Source organism: Robertmurraya sp., assembly GCF_036676585.1.
Classification (GTDB): Bacteria; Bacillota; Bacilli; order Bacillales; family Cytobacillaceae; genus Robertmurraya_A.
The window spans coordinates 20,084-36,535 of the sequence record NZ_JAKFCQ010000050.1 but is presented as its reverse complement, the minus strand read 5'-3'; the positions used below and the strand labels follow the sequence as shown (position 1 = coordinate 36,535).

Annotated in this window: 16 protein-coding genes; 15 read left to right on the top strand and 1 reads right to left on the bottom strand. The window is 37.5% G+C overall.

What is annotated here, in order from left to right; genetic code table 11:
- Positions 1-56: 56 nt before the first annotated feature.
- From ACGLXV_RS06110 to ACGLXV_RS06040, 15 genes are all read left to right on the top strand, one after another.
- Complete coding sequence (locus tag ACGLXV_RS06110) at positions 57-545, top strand: YpuI family protein (RefSeq protein ID WP_391557936.1); 489 nt, start codon at positions 57-59, stop codon at positions 543-545.
- A 105-nt stretch (positions 546-650) separates the two neighbouring features.
- The gene (locus ACGLXV_RS06105; RefSeq protein ID WP_391557935.1) at positions 651-1,547 is read left to right on the top strand and encodes a superoxide dismutase; all 897 of its coding nucleotides are present in this window, start codon (positions 651-653) and stop codon (positions 1,545-1,547) included.
- Positions 1,548-1,650: 103 nt separating this feature from the next.
- Positions 1,651-2,784: a D-alanyl-D-alanine carboxypeptidase family protein gene (locus tag ACGLXV_RS06100; RefSeq protein ID WP_119708992.1), complete on the top strand. Its 1,134-nt coding sequence runs from the start codon at positions 1,651-1,653 to the stop codon at positions 2,782-2,784.
- A complete protein-coding gene (locus ACGLXV_RS06095) occupies positions 2,777-3,364 on the top strand; it encodes a nucleoside recognition domain-containing protein (protein WP_119708991.1) in 588 nt (195 codons plus the stop codon). The genes ACGLXV_RS06100 and ACGLXV_RS06095 overlap by 8 nt, the downstream gene beginning before the upstream one ends.
- Positions 3,365-3,372: 8 nt before the next feature.
- Complete coding sequence (locus ACGLXV_RS06090; protein WP_119708990.1) at positions 3,373-3,906, top strand: spore maturation protein; 534 nt, start codon at positions 3,373-3,375, stop codon at positions 3,904-3,906.
- A 147-nt stretch (positions 3,907-4,053) separates the two neighbouring features.
- Entirely contained in the window at positions 4,054-4,776 is a 723-nt protein-coding gene (gene rluB, locus ACGLXV_RS06085) for a 23S rRNA pseudouridine(2605) synthase RluB (protein ID WP_119708989.1), read from the top strand.
- Between the two features lie 115 nt (positions 4,777-4,891).
- Positions 4,892-5,419: a thiol-disulfide oxidoreductase ResA gene (gene resA / locus ACGLXV_RS06080; protein WP_119708988.1), complete on the top strand. Its 528-nt coding sequence runs from the start codon at positions 4,892-4,894 to the stop codon at positions 5,417-5,419.
- Between the two features lie 19 nt (positions 5,420-5,438).
- The gene (resB, locus tag ACGLXV_RS06075) at positions 5,439-7,085 is read left to right on the top strand and encodes a cytochrome c biogenesis protein ResB (RefSeq protein WP_391557934.1); all 1,647 of its coding nucleotides are present in this window, start codon (positions 5,439-5,441) and stop codon (positions 7,083-7,085) included.
- Complete coding sequence (ccsB, locus tag ACGLXV_RS06070; RefSeq protein ID WP_391557933.1) at positions 7,082-8,269, top strand: c-type cytochrome biogenesis protein CcsB; 1,188 nt, start codon at positions 7,082-7,084, stop codon at positions 8,267-8,269. Before resB ends, ccsB begins: the two co-directional genes overlap by 4 nt.
- An 86-nt stretch (positions 8,270-8,355) precedes the next feature.
- The gene (locus ACGLXV_RS06065) at positions 8,356-9,072 is read left to right on the top strand and encodes a response regulator transcription factor (RefSeq protein WP_119708985.1); all 717 of its coding nucleotides are present in this window, start codon (positions 8,356-8,358) and stop codon (positions 9,070-9,072) included.
- A complete protein-coding gene (locus ACGLXV_RS06060) occupies positions 9,069-10,844 on the top strand; it encodes an ATP-binding protein (RefSeq protein ID WP_391557938.1) in 1,776 nt (591 codons plus the stop codon). The genes ACGLXV_RS06065 and ACGLXV_RS06060 overlap by 4 nt, the downstream gene beginning before the upstream one ends.
- A 181-nt stretch (positions 10,845-11,025) precedes the next feature.
- The gene (gene sigX / locus ACGLXV_RS06055) at positions 11,026-11,553 is read left to right on the top strand and encodes an RNA polymerase sigma factor SigX (protein WP_391557932.1); all 528 of its coding nucleotides are present in this window, start codon (positions 11,026-11,028) and stop codon (positions 11,551-11,553) included.
- Entirely contained in the window at positions 11,550-12,746 is a 1,197-nt protein-coding gene (locus ACGLXV_RS06050) for a hypothetical protein (RefSeq protein WP_391557931.1), read from the top strand. The genes sigX and ACGLXV_RS06050 overlap by 4 nt, the downstream gene beginning before the upstream one ends.
- Before the next feature lie 227 nt (positions 12,747-12,973).
- Positions 12,974-13,915: a peptidoglycan DD-metalloendopeptidase family protein gene (locus tag ACGLXV_RS06045; RefSeq protein WP_391557930.1), complete on the top strand. Its 942-nt coding sequence runs from the start codon at positions 12,974-12,976 to the stop codon at positions 13,913-13,915.
- 71 nt (positions 13,916-13,986) lie between these two features.
- Positions 13,987-14,799 carry a histidinol-phosphatase gene (locus ACGLXV_RS06040; RefSeq protein WP_391557929.1) on the top strand — a complete coding sequence of 271 codons (813 nt, stop codon included), beginning with the start codon at positions 13,987-13,989 and terminating at the stop codon, positions 14,797-14,799.
- A gap of 34 nt (positions 14,800-14,833) precedes the next feature.
- Here the strand turns inward: ACGLXV_RS06040 and serA are convergent, their stop codons facing one another.
- Positions 14,834-16,408, bottom strand: coding sequence for a phosphoglycerate dehydrogenase (serA, locus tag ACGLXV_RS06035; RefSeq protein WP_391557928.1), 1,575 nt, complete (start codon positions 16,406-16,408; stop codon positions 14,834-14,836).
- Positions 16,409-16,452 lie beyond the last annotated feature (44 nt).

The window sequence follows — 16,452 nt, the reverse complement described above, 5'->3', positions numbered from 1 at the left end:
TAGTTATCCAATAAACCAAACATTCAGAGTTATTACAAAGGGCAGGGGTGTAGACAGTGGGTAATTCAATGGTGAAAGTTCAAGTAATGGACGTAAAGTCTTTTTTAACAAATACAGTAACTGGTTTAGAGTCTTTCTTAAACAGTACAACGATTGATGGTCTATTGTCAGAAAAACAAGGCGACAAAGAATACTATAAACGAATCTTAGGTAATTTAAGAAAGCTACTTGTATATTGTGAAGAGGGATTAGATGCTTGTGCGGTGATTTTACAGTCAGAGTCTTTTCCAAAAGGAGCAGCTGAAAAGACACTTTATAGTATTTATCATAAATGTATTGAAGAATTTTTCTCACCAAAAAATGATGTATGGTACGAAGATAGCCGATCCGCTTATACAGGTAAAAACTCAATCAAATTTCAAGAAGACGTTCCTGACAGTGTTCTTCAGCTACTAAAAGGGTTTGAAGGGGAATTCCAGAAGATCCGTGAAGAGCTAGAGTACTACGAAACAGATTATCGAACAAAAATGACACAATCGAAATAACGACCAATAGGTCGTTATTTTTTTGTCCTTTTATTCTTAATGGTGTCAACCGGGCCATTCCCTCATATGCTTTAAGGTAAACCCAATTGTTCTGAGGTGATGATAATGAATCGATTTGAACAGTATGTTAAGGACGTTATCAGCTACAACGAAGAGCTTAAACGATTTCTAGAGCAAGAGCATGTTCCAGAAGAAGATGGATTATGGAGTAAGCTTGATCATTTTAGTGAAATTATGGATCATGTTACGAGGAGCGGAGATTTAACTCAGGAAGAATTTACGACAGTTCAAGAAAAGGTTGAAGAATTACATGATGAAATGGAAGCATATTTTTCAAAGAGGCAACAGATAGGATCTATTTATTTACAGGAACCTTCTTTAAAAGCAGGAGAGCATGTTTTGCCAAAACTACCTTACAGTTATGATGCATTGGAACCCTATATTTCTGAAAAGATAATGGAATTACATCATAGTAAGCATCATCAATCCTATGTTGATGGGTTGAATAAAGCGGAGATCAAGCTTAAGGAGGCTCGAGAAAAGAGTGATTATTCGTTAGTAAAGCATTGGTCAAGAGAGCTAGCCTTCCATGGATCAGGACATTACTTACACAGTCTCTTTTGGGAAACGATGAAGCCGAATGGAGGGGGGCAGCCGACAGGGAAGCTACTTGAGGAAATCAACAAATATTTTGGTAATTTTAATGCTTTTAAAAAGCATTTTACAGAAGCAGCAAAAGCAGTAGAAGGAAGTGGATGGGCCATTTTAGTTTGGTCACCAAGAGCACGCCATCTTGAAATCCTTCAATCAGAAAAACATATGAATTTGACGCAATGGGATACCATTCCACTCCTGCCGTTAGATGTATGGGAGCACGCATATTATTTGCAATATAACAATAATCGAGCAGATTACGTCTCCAATTGGTGGAACGTAGTGAATTGGAGAAAAGTGGAGGAGAGACTTTCACAAGCATCACAAATTAAATGGAAACTATTATAAATGGAAGAGTCCACCGCTTTTATGCTGGTGGACTCTTTTTAGCATATTCATTTTTATCACGCATAAACTTGTACAAACATAACTAGGAGACGAGGGTTGAAGAATGGCTAGAAGTAAAAAGGTATTTGTGTTAATGATAATCACCTTTTTGATTCTTTTTCATATTCCAGTGAGTGCTAACACAAATATCAATGTTAGCTCACAATATGCTGTTCTGATTGAACAAAGCTCAGGGAGAGTATTATTTGAAAAGGGTGCCCATGAAAAAAGGCGAATCGCCAGTATCACAAAGATTATGACAGCTGTCCTTGCCATCGAGTCAGGAAAACTAAATGAGATGGTAAAAGTCAGTAAAAATGCGACTAGAGCAGAAGGATCTTCCTTATATCTGAAGGAGAACGAAGAAATCAAGCTAGAAGATTTAGTTTACGGTTTAATGCTTCGCTCTGGCAATGACGCTGCGGTTGCGATTGCTGAGTATATCGGAGGCAGTGTGGAAGGGTTTGCGTTCTTAATGAATCAAAAAGCAGATGAGATCGGAATGTTACATTCTCATTTTGCCAATCCACATGGCTTAGATGATTCGAATGATCATTATTCCACAGCATATGACATGGCTATTTTAACAAGATATGCAATGATGAATGATACTTATAAATTGATTGCAGGAACGGAAGTACACAGAGCCCCTAATCCAACAGAAAGCTGGGACCGGGTATGGCGTAACAAGAATCGTTTGCTAACAGAGTTATATGACTATAGTACAGGTGGGAAAACGGGCTTTACAAAGCTAGCAAAAAGAACATTAGTGTCCACTGCTACGAAAGATGGAATGGATTTAATCGCTGTTACATTGAACGGGCCAGACGATTGGAATGATCATATTAATATGTTCGAAACAGCTTTTAAGACGTATGAAATGGTACAAGTTGTTGAAAAGGGGTTCATCTCAGGAATTCAATCAGACAAGTATAAGAATAAGGCTGTAGTGAAACACGACTTTCAGTACCCTGTATTAGAAACAGAAAAAGATGAATTTGAGCTTGAGTACAAATTAAAACAACTTAAGGGAGAAAGAAATATTCCTGAAGTAATAGGGGAAGTAATCATTACCTTTGATGATAAGCCAATCAAAACGATGCCCATTTATTATAACAATGAAAAAGAAGAAACGAGCTTTTTTGAATCTTTTAAGAAAGTATTTACTACGATGATAGGCGTGAAAGCTAATGGTTAATATTATATGGGTTTGCTTAACCGTAATTGGAATAGTATTTGCAATGGTTAATGGAACGATGTCTGAGGTAAATGAAGCTATATTTAATGGAGCCAAGGAAGCAGTTACACTATGTATTGGTCTGATTAGTATTCTTGTGTTCTGGCTTGGAATGATGAGGATAGCGGAAGATGCAGGACTACTAAATAAATTATCTAATTTATTTAAGCCAATAGTTACAAGATTGTTTCCAGAAATACCTCATAATCATCCAGCGATGGGATATATCCTTTCGAATATGATGGCAAATATGTTTGGACTAGGAAATGCAGCTACTCCTCTTGGTATTAAAGCAATGGAAGAAATGAAAAAAATAAATGGAGGTAAAAATGAAGCAAGTCGCTCCATGATTACATTTCTGGCCATTAATACTTCAAGTATCACGCTCATTCCAACGACGGTAATCGCTATTCGGATGAATTATAATTCAGCCTCTCCTACGGATATAGTCGGTCCAACTCTGATTGCTACTATCTGTTCCTCCATAGGTGCAATCCTCATTGATCGTTTTTATTACTACCGAAGAAGCCGTAAAGGATGATGTAGAAAATGGGTATTGTTACAGCTATTTCATTATGGTTTATTCCCGTATTGATTGCTGTTATTCTTTTATATGGAACGTATAAACAAGTTCCTACATATGAAAGCTTTGTTGAAGGTGGGAAAGAAGGAATAAAGATAGCCGTCTCAATCATTCCCTTTTTAGTTGGAATGCTTGTAGCTATTTCCGTTTTTCGTGCATCAGGTGCGTTGGAGTATTTTATGGGATTTCTAAAACCGGTCCTTGAAGCAATCGGTGTACCTCCTGAGATAGCGCCGCTAGCCATTATTCGGCCAATCTCTGGAACAGCCGCACTGGGGATGACGAGTGATTTAATGGCACAGCATGGACCAGACTCGTATATTGGAAGACTAGCCGCCACTTTACAAGGAAGTACGGATACTACCTTCTATGTGTTAACCGTTTACTTTGGTGCTGTTGGAATCAAAAAAATGGGGGATGCCCTAAAAGTTGGGCTTCTCGCTGATTTAGTAGGAATTATCGCGGCTATTGTGGTAGTTACAATCGTATTTGGGTATTAATTAATAGAGGATACTCTTCACATTATGTGGGGAGTATCTTTTTTTACAATGGTTATTTCGTACAGGTTACTTTGAAATCATGAAAATATATGTCATAATGCTAGAGGAGTAAACACTACAGGAAACACACATTATGAGGTGACATAGATGGAAAGATTACAAAAAGTAATTGCACACGCAGGGATTGCGTCAAGAAGAAAAGCAGAACAATTAATTGAAGAAGGACATGTTCGAGTGAATGGGAAGGTTGTAAAGGAGCTAGGAATAAAGGTTTCTTCCTCAGATAAAGTAGAAGTAGATGGAATTCCTCTAGAAAGGGAAGAACCGATCTACTTTATGCTTTATAAACCTAGGGGAGTTATCTCAAGTGTTAACGATGATAAAGGGAGAAAAGTAGTAACAGATTTCTTCCCGATGATTGAACAAAGAATTTATCCAGTTGGAAGGTTGGATTATGATACATCTGGTCTATTAATTTTAACGAATGATGGCGAATTTGCTAATACACTTATGCATCCAAGTAACCAAATTGATAAAGTGTATGTGGCAAAGGTAAAGGGGATTCCTACAAAGGAAGCGTTGAAGGCTCTTGAAAGAGGGGTACGTCTAGAGGATGGAAAAACCGCTCCTGCAAAAGTGAAAATGCATACTGTCGACAAGAAAAAACAAACAGCGATTGTTGAGATTACCATCCATGAAGGAAGAAACAGACAGGTTAGAAGAATGTTTGAAGCTGTTGGGAATCCTGTTCTAAAATTAAAAAGAGAGCGTTATGGTTTTCTGACCCTTCAAGGATTAAAAGTGGGCGATGCTCGAGAGCTTTCTCCTCATGAAGTAAAACAATTACGTGCACTTGCACTAAAAAAATAGAAAAAGTTCATAGAAGTGTCACAGTCTTTTGATAGCGATAACAATATGAGTATGTTGAAAAATGATATAATAAAGCAAATTGTGCAATTTTGACTGTGAATGGGGGAGGAACCATATGAAAAAGCAGAGGCTGCTAATCAGAACGGTCATTTTACTGCTTCTTGGCGCTGCGGTTGCCTATACACTATACGCCAATTTTACTAAGGATGAGGTACAAAAGGTCGAAGTAGGGAAAAAAGCACCTGACTTTGTTCTTACCGATCTCAAAGGGGAAAAACATCAGCTTTCCGATTATGAAGGAGAAGGTGTTCTGTTAAACTTTTGGGCAACATGGTGTAAGCCTTGTGAGAAAGAAATGCCGTTTTTAAATAACCAATACCAAGCATATAAAGATCAAGGGGTACATGTTATTGCAGTTAACGTTGGGGAATCTAATGTTGCTGTTTCTGATTTTTCTAAACGATATGATTTGCAATTTCCAATTGTTACTGACAAAGACAGTCAAGTGATGACAGCTTATGGAGTAGATCCCCTTCCAATCACGTTTTTAATTGATAAACAAGGAAATGTGGTAGAAATACATACGGGACAGATCGTTGCTGAGGCTGATGTGACAGAGATGATGGAGAAGATAAAACCATAGGGTATGAGGAGATTTTGCAATGAATCAAGTTAAATGCGATTGTGGTCATGTCAATCCACATGGCACAATCCTCTGTGAGGCATGTGGGAAAATCATAGAGGATGGAACTCAAATTACGGCAGAACCAGTAATAGACATGCGGTATGAAGGAAGTGCAAGAAGGTCACAAACTTATAATAAGTCAATGATTGATAAGGTTTGGAACTTTTTCTCATCGGTAAAAGTAGGGGTATGGCTTATTATCGTGACACTTATTGCATCTTCGTTAGGGACCATTTTACCTCAAGAGATGTATATTCCAAACATAATGCCAGTCGCTGATTATTATGAGGATCAATACGGTTGGTTTGGTAGATTGTATTATGATCTTGGCTTTCATAATTTATATAGTTCATGGTGGTATCTATTATTAATTGCAGCCATTGGTGTTTCACTCGTTATTTGTAGTCTTGACCGCGTGGTGCCCTTGTATAGAGCATTAAAGAAACAAAGGGTCATTCGACATGAGAGCTTTTTGCAAAGACAAAGAATCTTTGGAACGACAACCGTTGCTGTAAGTGACCAATCCTATGAATTAGTGAAAGAACAATTAAAAAAGAAACGCTATAACATCCGTGAAGATAATGGAAATGTTTTAGCTGAAAAAGGTCGTTTCTCTAGATGGGGTCCTTATGTCAATCACGTTGGCTTAATCATCTTTCTCATAGGTAGTATGCTCAGATTTGTCCCAGGAATGTACATAGATGAAATTCTTTGGGTACGAGAAGGGGAAACAAAAGTGATTCCCGAGACAGATGGGCAATATTACTTGAAAAATGTAGATTTCAAGTTAGAGGTGTATGACAAGGAAACCGATAATGAAGCATTTGGTGATGCACTAGATAATGCAGGAATGGTTGCAAAAAACTATCAATCTGATGTCATACTTTATAAGACAAAGGGGAATACGGTAGCTGGTGACGAACCTGAGCTAGAGGAAGTAGAATCTAGTAGTATTCGAGTAAATCAACCGCTAAAGTTTGAGAAATTTGCTCTATATCAAGTCAACTATAAGCTCGATGAATTGTTTAAAATGTCATTTTTACTGACAAATAAGAGCACAGGGGAAACCTTTGGTGATATTACTATTAATTTGAACGATCCTGAGAAATTGTATGAACTTGATAACGACTACTCAGTGGAACTAATGAGTTACTTTCCAGACTTTGAATTTGGTGAAGATGGGAATCCAACAACAAAGTCTAGAGTGCCAAATAATCCAGCTTTCGTATTTAAGATGTATTCACCAGAGAAACCTGAAGGAGAAGTTAGTTTCGTTGCAATCCAGCAAACGATTGAACCTTTAGGGGATAATGAATACAAGATGGCCTTCAATGGAATTGAAACAAAGGATGTGACTGGACTCACCGTTCGTAAAGACTTAACTCTTTGGATCATTGGATTTGGTGGATTGATCTTCATGATTGGTGTGGTTCAAGGTGCATATTGGAACCATCGTCGCATATGGATTCAGCGTAAAGGAGACGAGGTTTGGGTAGCAGCACATACGAACAAAAACTGGTTTGGACTGAAAAAAGAAATACAGCTGGTTCTTGCGGGGACAGAAATAAAAGAACCGATGGACCAATTGAAGGTAAACCAGGTGGATGAGGGGGAAAAAGATTGATCACTCTTAGTGAAAATCTATTATATATTGCGTTTATACTTTACTTACTTTCTATTCCGTTTTTTGGAGGAGCAATTAAGCAAAAGAAAAACCTAGATCATCAACAAAATAGTAGCAAATGGTCAATCATTGGGATTGCCATTTCTATTCTAGGATTTGCAGCACAGCTTGGTTTCTTTTTTACACGATGGTCCATAGCTGGACATGCTCCAGTAAGTAATCTATTTGAATTTACAACTTTTTTTGGAATGTGTTTAGTTGGTGCTTTTATCATTATTTATTTTATCTATAAGACACCTTTATTAGGATTGTTTACAATGCCGATTGCCTTATTGGTGATTGCTTTCGCAAGTATGTTCCCAACAGACATTTCTCCACTAATTCCAGCTTTACAAAGTGATTGGCTTCATATACATGTAACAACTGTGGCATTAGGTGAAGCTATTTTAGCCGTTAGCTTTGGAGCCGCATTAATTTATTTAGTAAAAGTAATTGATCAAACAAAAAATAGTAAAAGTACTACCTGGTTAGAGATAGTTATGTATGGATTAATCGCTACATTGGGATTTGTCATCGTTGTATCAGCATTTTCCTTTGCTGATTATAAAGCAGAATTTAATTGGGTTGATAAAAATGACAATGAAGCAAAAGTGGAGTATCATTTGCCAGCTCTAGTTGGTCCAAATCAAGGAGAACTTCTAACAGACGGAAAAATGGAACCACTTGTATCAGTACCAGGCATTATCAATGCGAAAAAGTTGAATACGGTCATTTGGTCATTTGGTACAGGTATCCTACTATATGGTCTTTTGCGCTTAGTCTTAAGAAAAAGAATTGGGGCAGCATTGAAACCATTTACAAAAAATATTAATCTAGACTTAGTAGATGAAATTAGCTACCGTTCTGTGTTAATCGGGTTTCCAGTGTTTACATTAGGGGGACTTATTTTTGCAATGATCTGGGCACAGATCGCCTGGACCCGTTTTTGGGGTTGGGACCCTAAAGAGGTTTGGGCACTCATTACTTGGCTTTTTTATGCAGCATTTTTACATCTACGCCTATCTAAAGGATGGCATGGAGAAAAATCTGCGTGGTTAGCTGTTATTGGATTTATTATTATTATGTTTAATTTAGTTGCTGTCAATCTTGTGATTGCAGGGCTTCATTCATACGCAGGATCCTAAAAAGAAAGCTTTCGGATAGCCTTCACTTTTCGTGAGGGCTGTTTTCTAAACACACTTACGTAATTAAAAGCTAGGGGGATTGTCCAATGGAAAAGGAAGTTAAGATTCTAGTTGTAGATGATGAGGAAAGAATTCGCCGGTTATTGAAAATGTACTTAGAGCGTGAAAATTATATGATTGATGAAGCAGAAGATGGGAATGAAGCATTGACCAAGGCGATAAGCAATGACTATGATGTTATCCTTCTTGACTTAATGATGCCTGGTAAGGATGGTATTGAGGTTTGTCGTGAACTTCGTGAAAAGAAGGCAACTCCTGTAATTATGCTTACGGCTAAAGGCGAAGAAGTGAACCGTGTCCAAGGATTTGAAGTGGGGACAGACGATTATATTGTCAAACCATTTAGCCCAAGAGAAGTCGTATTACGAGTAAAAGCACTTCTACGTCGTTCTTCTAGCACGAGCTATATACACACAGAAACAACGGCTAAAGATGTGATTGTTTTCCCTCATTTAACCATTGATAATGATGCACACCGTGTTTTAGCAGATGGAAAAGAAGTGAGCCTTACACCAAAAGAATATGAGTTATTATATTTCTTAGCTAAATCTCCAGATAAGGTGTTTGATCGTGAACAATTACTTAAAGAGGTTTGGCATTACGAGTTTTTTGGAGACTTACGAACTGTTGATACCCATGTAAAACGTTTGCGAGAAAAGTTAAACAAAGTATCTGAGCAAGCGGCTAGAATGATTGTTACTGTATGGGGTGTTGGCTATAAGTTCGAAGTAGTCAATGAATAATGTTTTGGCGTAGTGTTGTAGGGAAACTATGGTTCACTATTCTCCTGCTTGTCTCATTTGTGCTTTTTATCTTAACGGTATTGTTACTAGAGTTTTTTGAGAATTATCATATAAACGAAACAGAGGGGAATTTGACCAATCTCGCTTCGAATATGGCTCATTTTGTTGAAGATCAGGAACTAGAGATTGGTTTGCAGATTTCTTGGGAGCTACTAGACGATGTTACAGGGGCCATGGTGATTAAAAATGAGGATGAATCGTTCTATTCACCAGATATCCCAGAATCCTTAGAGCTGCCGGTAAGCTTCTTTCTAAAAGATACAGAGTTATCCAAAGTTTTGGAACAGCAGGAAATAGCAAAAAAAATTGTCGAGATTCCTTTTTCTGAAACACAAGGAGACTCAAGTATTTTAATTATTGGAGTACCGATTGCAAATCTAGACGGAGAAAACGGTGCCGTTTATATTTTTCAATCATTACAGGCTCTTCAAGAAACAACTGAATCAACAACGAAGTTTATCCTCTTAGCTGCTGGAATTGCGATTATCTTAACTACTATCTTTGCTTTCTTCTTATTAACTCGTATCACAGCCCCTCTACGAAAAATGAGGGAGGCTGTTGTAGAGGCGGCAAGAGGAAAGTTTGATACGAAGGTTCCTATTCTTACAAGGGATGAAATAGGAGAGCTAGCAACTGCTTTTAATCAGATGGGAAGGCAATTGAAGTTTAATATGAATGCCTTAAGTCAGGAAAAAGAACAATTATCCAGTATTTTAAGTAGTATGGCTGATGGAGTGATTACGTTTAATAGGGATGGAACAATATTAATCACAAACCCCCCTGCTGAACGCTTTTTACAGCATTGGTATTTTACACTAGAAGGAAAATCTGTTCAGGCAGAAGCGGTTCCGCAGGATGTCATGGAGCTTTTTCAATGGGCAGTAGACATGGAACAGGAACAAGTAGGGGAATTCTCCGTTCAAGGTCGTCATTGGGTGGTCATTGTTAGTCCACTATATAACAATACATTCATACGTGGTGCAGTGGCTGTCGTTCGAGATATGACGGAAGAGAGACAGCTTGACAAGCTTAGGAAAGATTTTATTGCGAATGTATCACACGAGCTGCGCACGCCTATTTCTATGCTTCAGGGATATAGTGAGGCGATTGTGGATGACATTGCAGAGACAACAGAGGAAAAGAAAGAGATGGCACGAGTGATTTACGATGAATCACTAAGAATGGGTCGTCTAGTGAACGAACTGTTAGATCTTGCCCGTATGGAGGCTGGACATATTCAACTAACCAATGATCTCGTTGAAATCGACTCATATATTCAAAGGATCATACGTAAGTTTCAAGGGCTTGCAAAAGAAAAGGGAATTCAGCTACTTTACGAGCAGGATTTAAAATACTCGACCATTATGTTTGATCCAGACCGTATTGAGCAGGTTCTTACCAATCTCATTGATAATGCGATTCGACATACACCAGAAGGCGGAACGGTTAAGTTAATCGCAAAGATCGATGATCAAAATTTCCATGTGGAAGTAAGTGATTCTGGTTCTGGAATTTCTGAAGAAGATCTCCCGTTTGTGTTCGAGCGTTTTTATAAAGCAGATAAAGCAAGAACAAGAGGGAGATCTGGTACCGGATTAGGATTGGCGATTGCACGGAATATTATTCAAGCCCACAAAGGCGATATTACGGTGCAAAGCAAATTAGACCATGGAACGACATTTAGCTTCCAAATTCCTCGAATAAGTGGATAATTTGCTAAAGAATGCCGAAAATTCTTGATTCACGGGAAACATGACGTATTGAATATTTGTGTATGATGGGAAGGATTTAAGTTAATAAATCCTTCCTTTTTATTTAGATAGATAATATATTTAAAGTGTAACTTTCTATACATAAAGAACGACTAATTAGATGAACGGGGAGGGGAACCCGGTGAACTCGATTTTTGACGAGTTGTACGATAAATATCATCAAGACGTATTTCAGTTTTTGTTTTATATGGTGAAGAATCGAGAGCAAGCTGAGGATCTTGCTCAAGAAGTATATATTAGAGTTCTGAAAGCGTATAAAAACTTTGAAGGGAAAAGTAGTGAGAAGACATGGCTTTTCTCCATTGCCAGAAATGTTGCGATCGATTCGTTCAGGAAGCAAAAAGGATGGAAACAAAGAATCATTGAGAAATTTGATTGGTCGACGCAGCAAGTGAAGGATATGCATCCTATTCCGGAAGAAATTGCGATGCAAAGGGAAGAATATCAATATATTTACCAATGCTTAGATCATTGTACAATTGATCAGCGTATCGTAATTATTATGAGGTATATTCAGGAGCTTTCAATCGCCGAAACCGCAGAAGCTTTAAACTGGACTGAAAGTAAAGTTAAAACAACTCAACACCGTGCGTTAAAGGTTCTTAAAAAGGAAATGCAACAACTATTAGAAAAGGAGGGGAATCGATGAAAAAGATAAGTGATGAACAACTAGAAGAATGGTTACGAGAAATGCCAAAGCTTAAAGATCATCGTGATCCTCATGACATATACGAAAATATTTCAAAAAAACTAGAAGAACGACCGAGGAAAACGTGGATTATTCCATCGTTTGCAACCGCAGCAGCTGTATTTTTAGTAGCCATTCTCTCCTTTAATTTGTTTGATGGAGCTAGCTTCAACCATTCAGCAGATAAAAACCTGCAAGAGGAAGCTGTAACTGAACAAAATACTTCGTTAAAAAAGGAAGAATCTACTTACGAAAATGAAGCAAGAATGGACGTTGGTAGCGAAGAAAACTCAACTGATATGAATGATAATACGTTTCAAGCGACCGAAGACCCAACAACTGCCGTTTATGCTGAGGATTTAGGAACAATGCAGATTTTTACGTTAGCTATTCCAGACAGCCAAGGTCAAAACATTATTCCTGTTAGCTTCTTGATTGAATCATCAGACCAAATTGATCAGCTGGCTCAATTAGAAGAGGTAATGGCAAGCATTGACGAACAAGAGTGGGGACTTAATAATTTTTATCCGTTAGAGGCAGACTTAGCGATAGATGTGAATAGTAGCACATTGAATGTCAATGTTGCGGCTGATCATCCGTATCAATATGGAACTGCTGGTATATTATTTTTTCAAGCCATTCAGCAATTACTACTCAACCTTAATTTAGAAAAAGCAGTTTTTACAACGAATGAAACAGAAAAAGGAATATCAACGGGTCACGATTTTATCACTGAAAAACCATTAGAAAAGATATCAAATCTCGCATTTTATTTATATTATCCAAATAATGAATCAACAAAACCATACCTTGTTCCATATACAGAATCTTATTCTACAATTGAAGAAGCCTTTGAAGCAATGAAAACGAATATAGATACCCATAACCTAAGAGCACCATTATTGGTCGATCAAATCAATTCAGTTGCTATAGATGAAACCAATAAAAGTGTAAACATTACGTTAAACAAAGGGATAAACATAGAGGATACACCTGAAACCTCACAATCAATTGAAGCCATTCTTTTAACAGCGAAGAGCTTTGGATATGAAAAAGTGAAATTTAGTAATGCACCGATTGATTATGTCGGAAGATTTTCATTACAAGAAGAAATCCAAGTACCAATCGCAGCAAACAAAAAATCTATCGACTAAAACAAAGGAGATCAGCACAAGTTGCTGATCTTTTTTCTATATTTCATGAATAAAAGAAAACACTTCGTCCAAATAATAACAAATGTGTTTTTATTAATCGCTCACTTTAATAGTGAGGATATATAAAAGGAGGCTGCTTCCTTAGTTGTACTTTTTAGATAGAGGTCTTTTTTTAGACATGCTGTCATAGAGTGAGAAAGGAGAGTACAATAACAAGGAGGAAAAAAATGCGAGACTACATAAAACGTTTTTTGATTGCGGGTTTAATGGCATTATGTGTCACATTGCTATTTCTCGGAGGAAAACACTCTCAAGCAAGTATGAATATTAGCCAGGAAACCGCTGACTGGATTTGGCCGGCTGATGGAATGATCACCGATACATACGGAACAAGAAGAGGAAGCCACAAAGGGATCGACATAGCATCTTCACTAGGAACACCCATCTACTCCGTTGATGGCGGAGTTGTAACTAAATCTTACTATTCGGGTTCATATGGACATGTTATATTCGTTAAACATCAAAATAATATTGAAACGGTTTATGCTCATTTAAAAGCAAGATTTGTGAATGCTGGAGATACGGTAACAGCAGGTCAACAGCTTGGTGAAATGGGAAGCACCGGTGACTCGTCTGGAGTTCACTTGCACTTTGAAGTTCATCTAAACGAATGGACTGTTGATAAAAGAAATGCTGTTAATCCAGTGTTAGCTTTAGGTGATGTAAAAGTGGGACAAGAAGTAGCGGTACAAAAAAGGGAGGAAGACTCTAGCGTACTAGAGACAGTTGCCAAAACGAGATTATATGAAGGACATGGAAAAACTTATAATGAAAATGATGAGCAGGAAAGCGTCGTATTATCCGCGGAAAAAGTTGAATCAACCATTTCACATACCGTACAAACCGGAGAAACTCTTTCGTCAATAGCTCAAAAATACAAAATAAATGTAAATGCCATTAAGTCTGCCAATCATCTTACTAGCGATACGATTGTTGTCAATCAAACGCTAACAATCGACGAATCATATACAAATAAATATGTTGTCCAAGAAGGCGATACACTTGAAGACATTGCTCATAAAACAGGTAAGTCTGTTGAGCAGCTAAAACAGGTGAATCAGTTACAAAATGATATTATAGTACCAAGACAAATATTGCAAATAGAATAATATGAATTGTCATTGCGACAGTCTCTGAATCGGTATATAATAGAAAGAAAATTCTAAAAGAGGCTGGTTGGATGTTAACAGATTATCATAATCATTTGGAAACAGGGACATTAACGTTAGATTATTTAAAGAAATTTACGGATGAGGCAAAGGCGAAGGGAATCGGGCAATTTGGTATTTCTGAGCATGCTTATCATTTCTATCAAACAGCAGATATTCTTCAAAATCCATGGGTAAATGAACGTAGATACTATGATATGAAAGACTATGTGAATTTATTTCATGAGGCATGGAGTCATGAAATTGATGTAAAAATGTCGATTGAAATGGACTACACTCCTGGAAAACATGCGGAGATGGAAGCTTTTATTAAAAGTTATGATTTCGATTATGTAATTGGTTCGATTCATTGGGTAGATGACTTTGGAATTGATTTAAAGGAATATATTCATGAATGGGAAAAGCGTGATCTGCATGAAGTCTATCGAAATTATTTTCAACAGGTCGTAACATTAGCAGAGTCAAATTTATTTGATATTGTTGGTCATTTGGATTTGGTAAAAATCTTTAAATACATACCGAAGGAAGAAGAGTTTTTACTAGAGCAATATGATAAGGCTACAACAGCACTAGCGAACTCAAAAACATGTGTAGAAATTAGCACAGCGGGTTTACGTAAGCCCATTGGTGAATTGTATCCTGACAAACGATTATTGCAGATGTGTTACGATAAAAAGATACCAATCGTATTGTCATCTGATGCCCATTTTCCAGAGCATGTAGGTGCTGATTATGATAAGGCGCTGGTGCTTGCAAAAGAGGTAGGATATAAAGAAATTATGACGTTCTCAAAAGGAGAGCGTAAAATACATTCACTAGGATAAGAAAAAGATCGGAGGAAATAACCTCCGATCTTTTTTATAGATTGATTCGATTAATCGACACGATATCTTCAACCGCTGCTAGAGTTGCTATCTGTTGATCGTCTAATGGCTTATCAAATGATAGAACCATGATCGCTTCTCCACCGGCTTGCTTTCTTCCCACTTGCATGGTTGCAATATTTACCTCTTGATCACCTAGGATTTTACCAACTCTACCAACGACACCTGGGCGGTCCATGTGCTGAATATAAAGCATATTTCCTTCAGGTAGGAAGTCGATAACAAAGTCATTTAAGTACACAATTCTTGGTCCATAATGGTCAATAAAGGTACCTCTTACAGTAAACTGATGGTTTTCTGCCTTAGCTGTGACAGTGATGCTATTTGCATAACCAAAAGTATTCGTTGATATTTTCTCACCAACGGTAATTCCTCTTTCTTTGGCAGCTAGTAAGGCATTTACTTCATTGACGTTCACGTCTATTCTATTTTTAAAGAATCCAGAAAGGACAGCTTTTGTTAAGTAAGATGTTTCAAGATCTGTTACTGTGCCAGAGTAAGTAATAGAGATTTCATTTACTCCCTGTTTCATGCACTGTGATAAAATAGTTCCGATTTGCTTAGATAACTGATGGAATGGTTTGATCTTTTCAAAAATATCTTTAGACATTGCTGGTAGGTTAATAGAGTTTAACACCGGTTTGCCTTCGAAATACATACGAACTTCTTTTGCCACCTGTGTAGCAACATTAAGCTGAGCTTCCTTTGTAGACGCACCTAAATGCGGTGTGACGATTACATTATCAAACTTAAATAACGGATGTTCTCCAGGTGGTTCTACTTCAAATACATCGATAGCAGCTCCGGCTACATGACCATTGCCAACGAATTTGGCTAAAGCTTGTTCATCGATAATTCCCCCACGTGCACAGTTAAGGAAGTATACACCTTTTTTCGTTTTACTTAATGTTTCTTCGTTAATTAGTCCTTTAGTTTCTGGGGTTAATGGAGTGTGAACAGTAATAATATCTGCCTCTGCCAATACTTCTTCCAAATTACCATGAGAAACACCTAGCTTTATTGCGCGCTCTTTGGTTAAGAAAGGATCGTATACTTTTACATTCATGCCGAACACTTTTGCTCTTTTAGCTAATTCAGAACCAATACGACCCATACCAACGATACCAAGAGTCTTTCCATAAAGTTCAGTTCCGATAAATGCATTTCGTTTCCACTCAAGATTTTTAACCGACTGATGGGCTTGTGGGATATTTCTCATTAAGGATGCCATCATGGCAAACGTATGCTCAGCTGTAGAAATCGTATTTCCATCTGGAGCATTGACGACAATGATTCCTCGTTTCGTAGCCGCATTCACGTCGATGTTGTCGACACCAACACCAGCACGTGCAATAATCTTTAATTGAGGCATTTTTCCAAGCAGTTCTTCTGTAACAGTTGTAGCACTTCGAACTAGAAGCGCATCAATTTTTTCTAAAGCTACTTCTGGATCATTAATTTTTTTCTGAATTAAAGTCCCTTCATTAAAATCTAATAAGGGAGAAAGTCCTTCCTCATTTATTGCGTCGGCTACTAAAATTTGAAACATTCAAAACACCTACCCAATTATCAATTTTCTGATTATTTTACAAA

Bases quoted from the DNA above. Each gene is read 5' to 3' on its own strand.
- ACGLXV_RS06105 (WP_391557935.1), top strand. From the start codon at position 651: ATGAATCGATTTGAACAGTATGTTAAGGACGTTATCAGCTACAACGAA.
- ACGLXV_RS06100 (WP_119708992.1), top strand. From the start codon at position 1,651: ATGGCTAGAAGTAAAAAGGTATTTGTGTTAATGATAATCACCTTTTTG.
- ACGLXV_RS06095 (WP_119708991.1), top strand. From the start codon at position 2,777: ATGGTTAATATTATATGGGTTTGCTTAACCGTAATTGGAATAGTATTT.
- ACGLXV_RS06090 (WP_119708990.1), top strand. From the start codon at position 3,373: ATGGGTATTGTTACAGCTATTTCATTATGGTTTATTCCCGTATTGATT.
- rluB (WP_119708989.1), top strand. From the start codon at position 4,054: ATGGAAAGATTACAAAAAGTAATTGCACACGCAGGGATTGCGTCAAGA.
- resA (WP_119708988.1), top strand. From the start codon at position 4,892: ATGAAAAAGCAGAGGCTGCTAATCAGAACGGTCATTTTACTGCTTCTT.
- resB (WP_391557934.1), top strand. From the start codon at position 5,439: ATGAATCAAGTTAAATGCGATTGTGGTCATGTCAATCCACATGGCACA.
- ACGLXV_RS06065 (WP_119708985.1), top strand. From the start codon at position 8,356: ATGGAAAAGGAAGTTAAGATTCTAGTTGTAGATGATGAGGAAAGAATT.
- ACGLXV_RS06050 (WP_391557931.1), top strand. From the start codon at position 11,550: ATGAAAAAGATAAGTGATGAACAACTAGAAGAATGGTTACGAGAAATG.
- ACGLXV_RS06045 (WP_391557930.1), top strand. From the start codon at position 12,974: ATGCGAGACTACATAAAACGTTTTTTGATTGCGGGTTTAATGGCATTA.
- ACGLXV_RS06040 (WP_391557929.1), top strand. From the start codon at position 13,987: ATGTTAACAGATTATCATAATCATTTGGAAACAGGGACATTAACGTTA.
- serA (WP_391557928.1), bottom strand. From the start codon at position 16,408: ATGTTTCAAATTTTAGTAGCCGACGCAATAAATGAGGAAGGACTTTCT.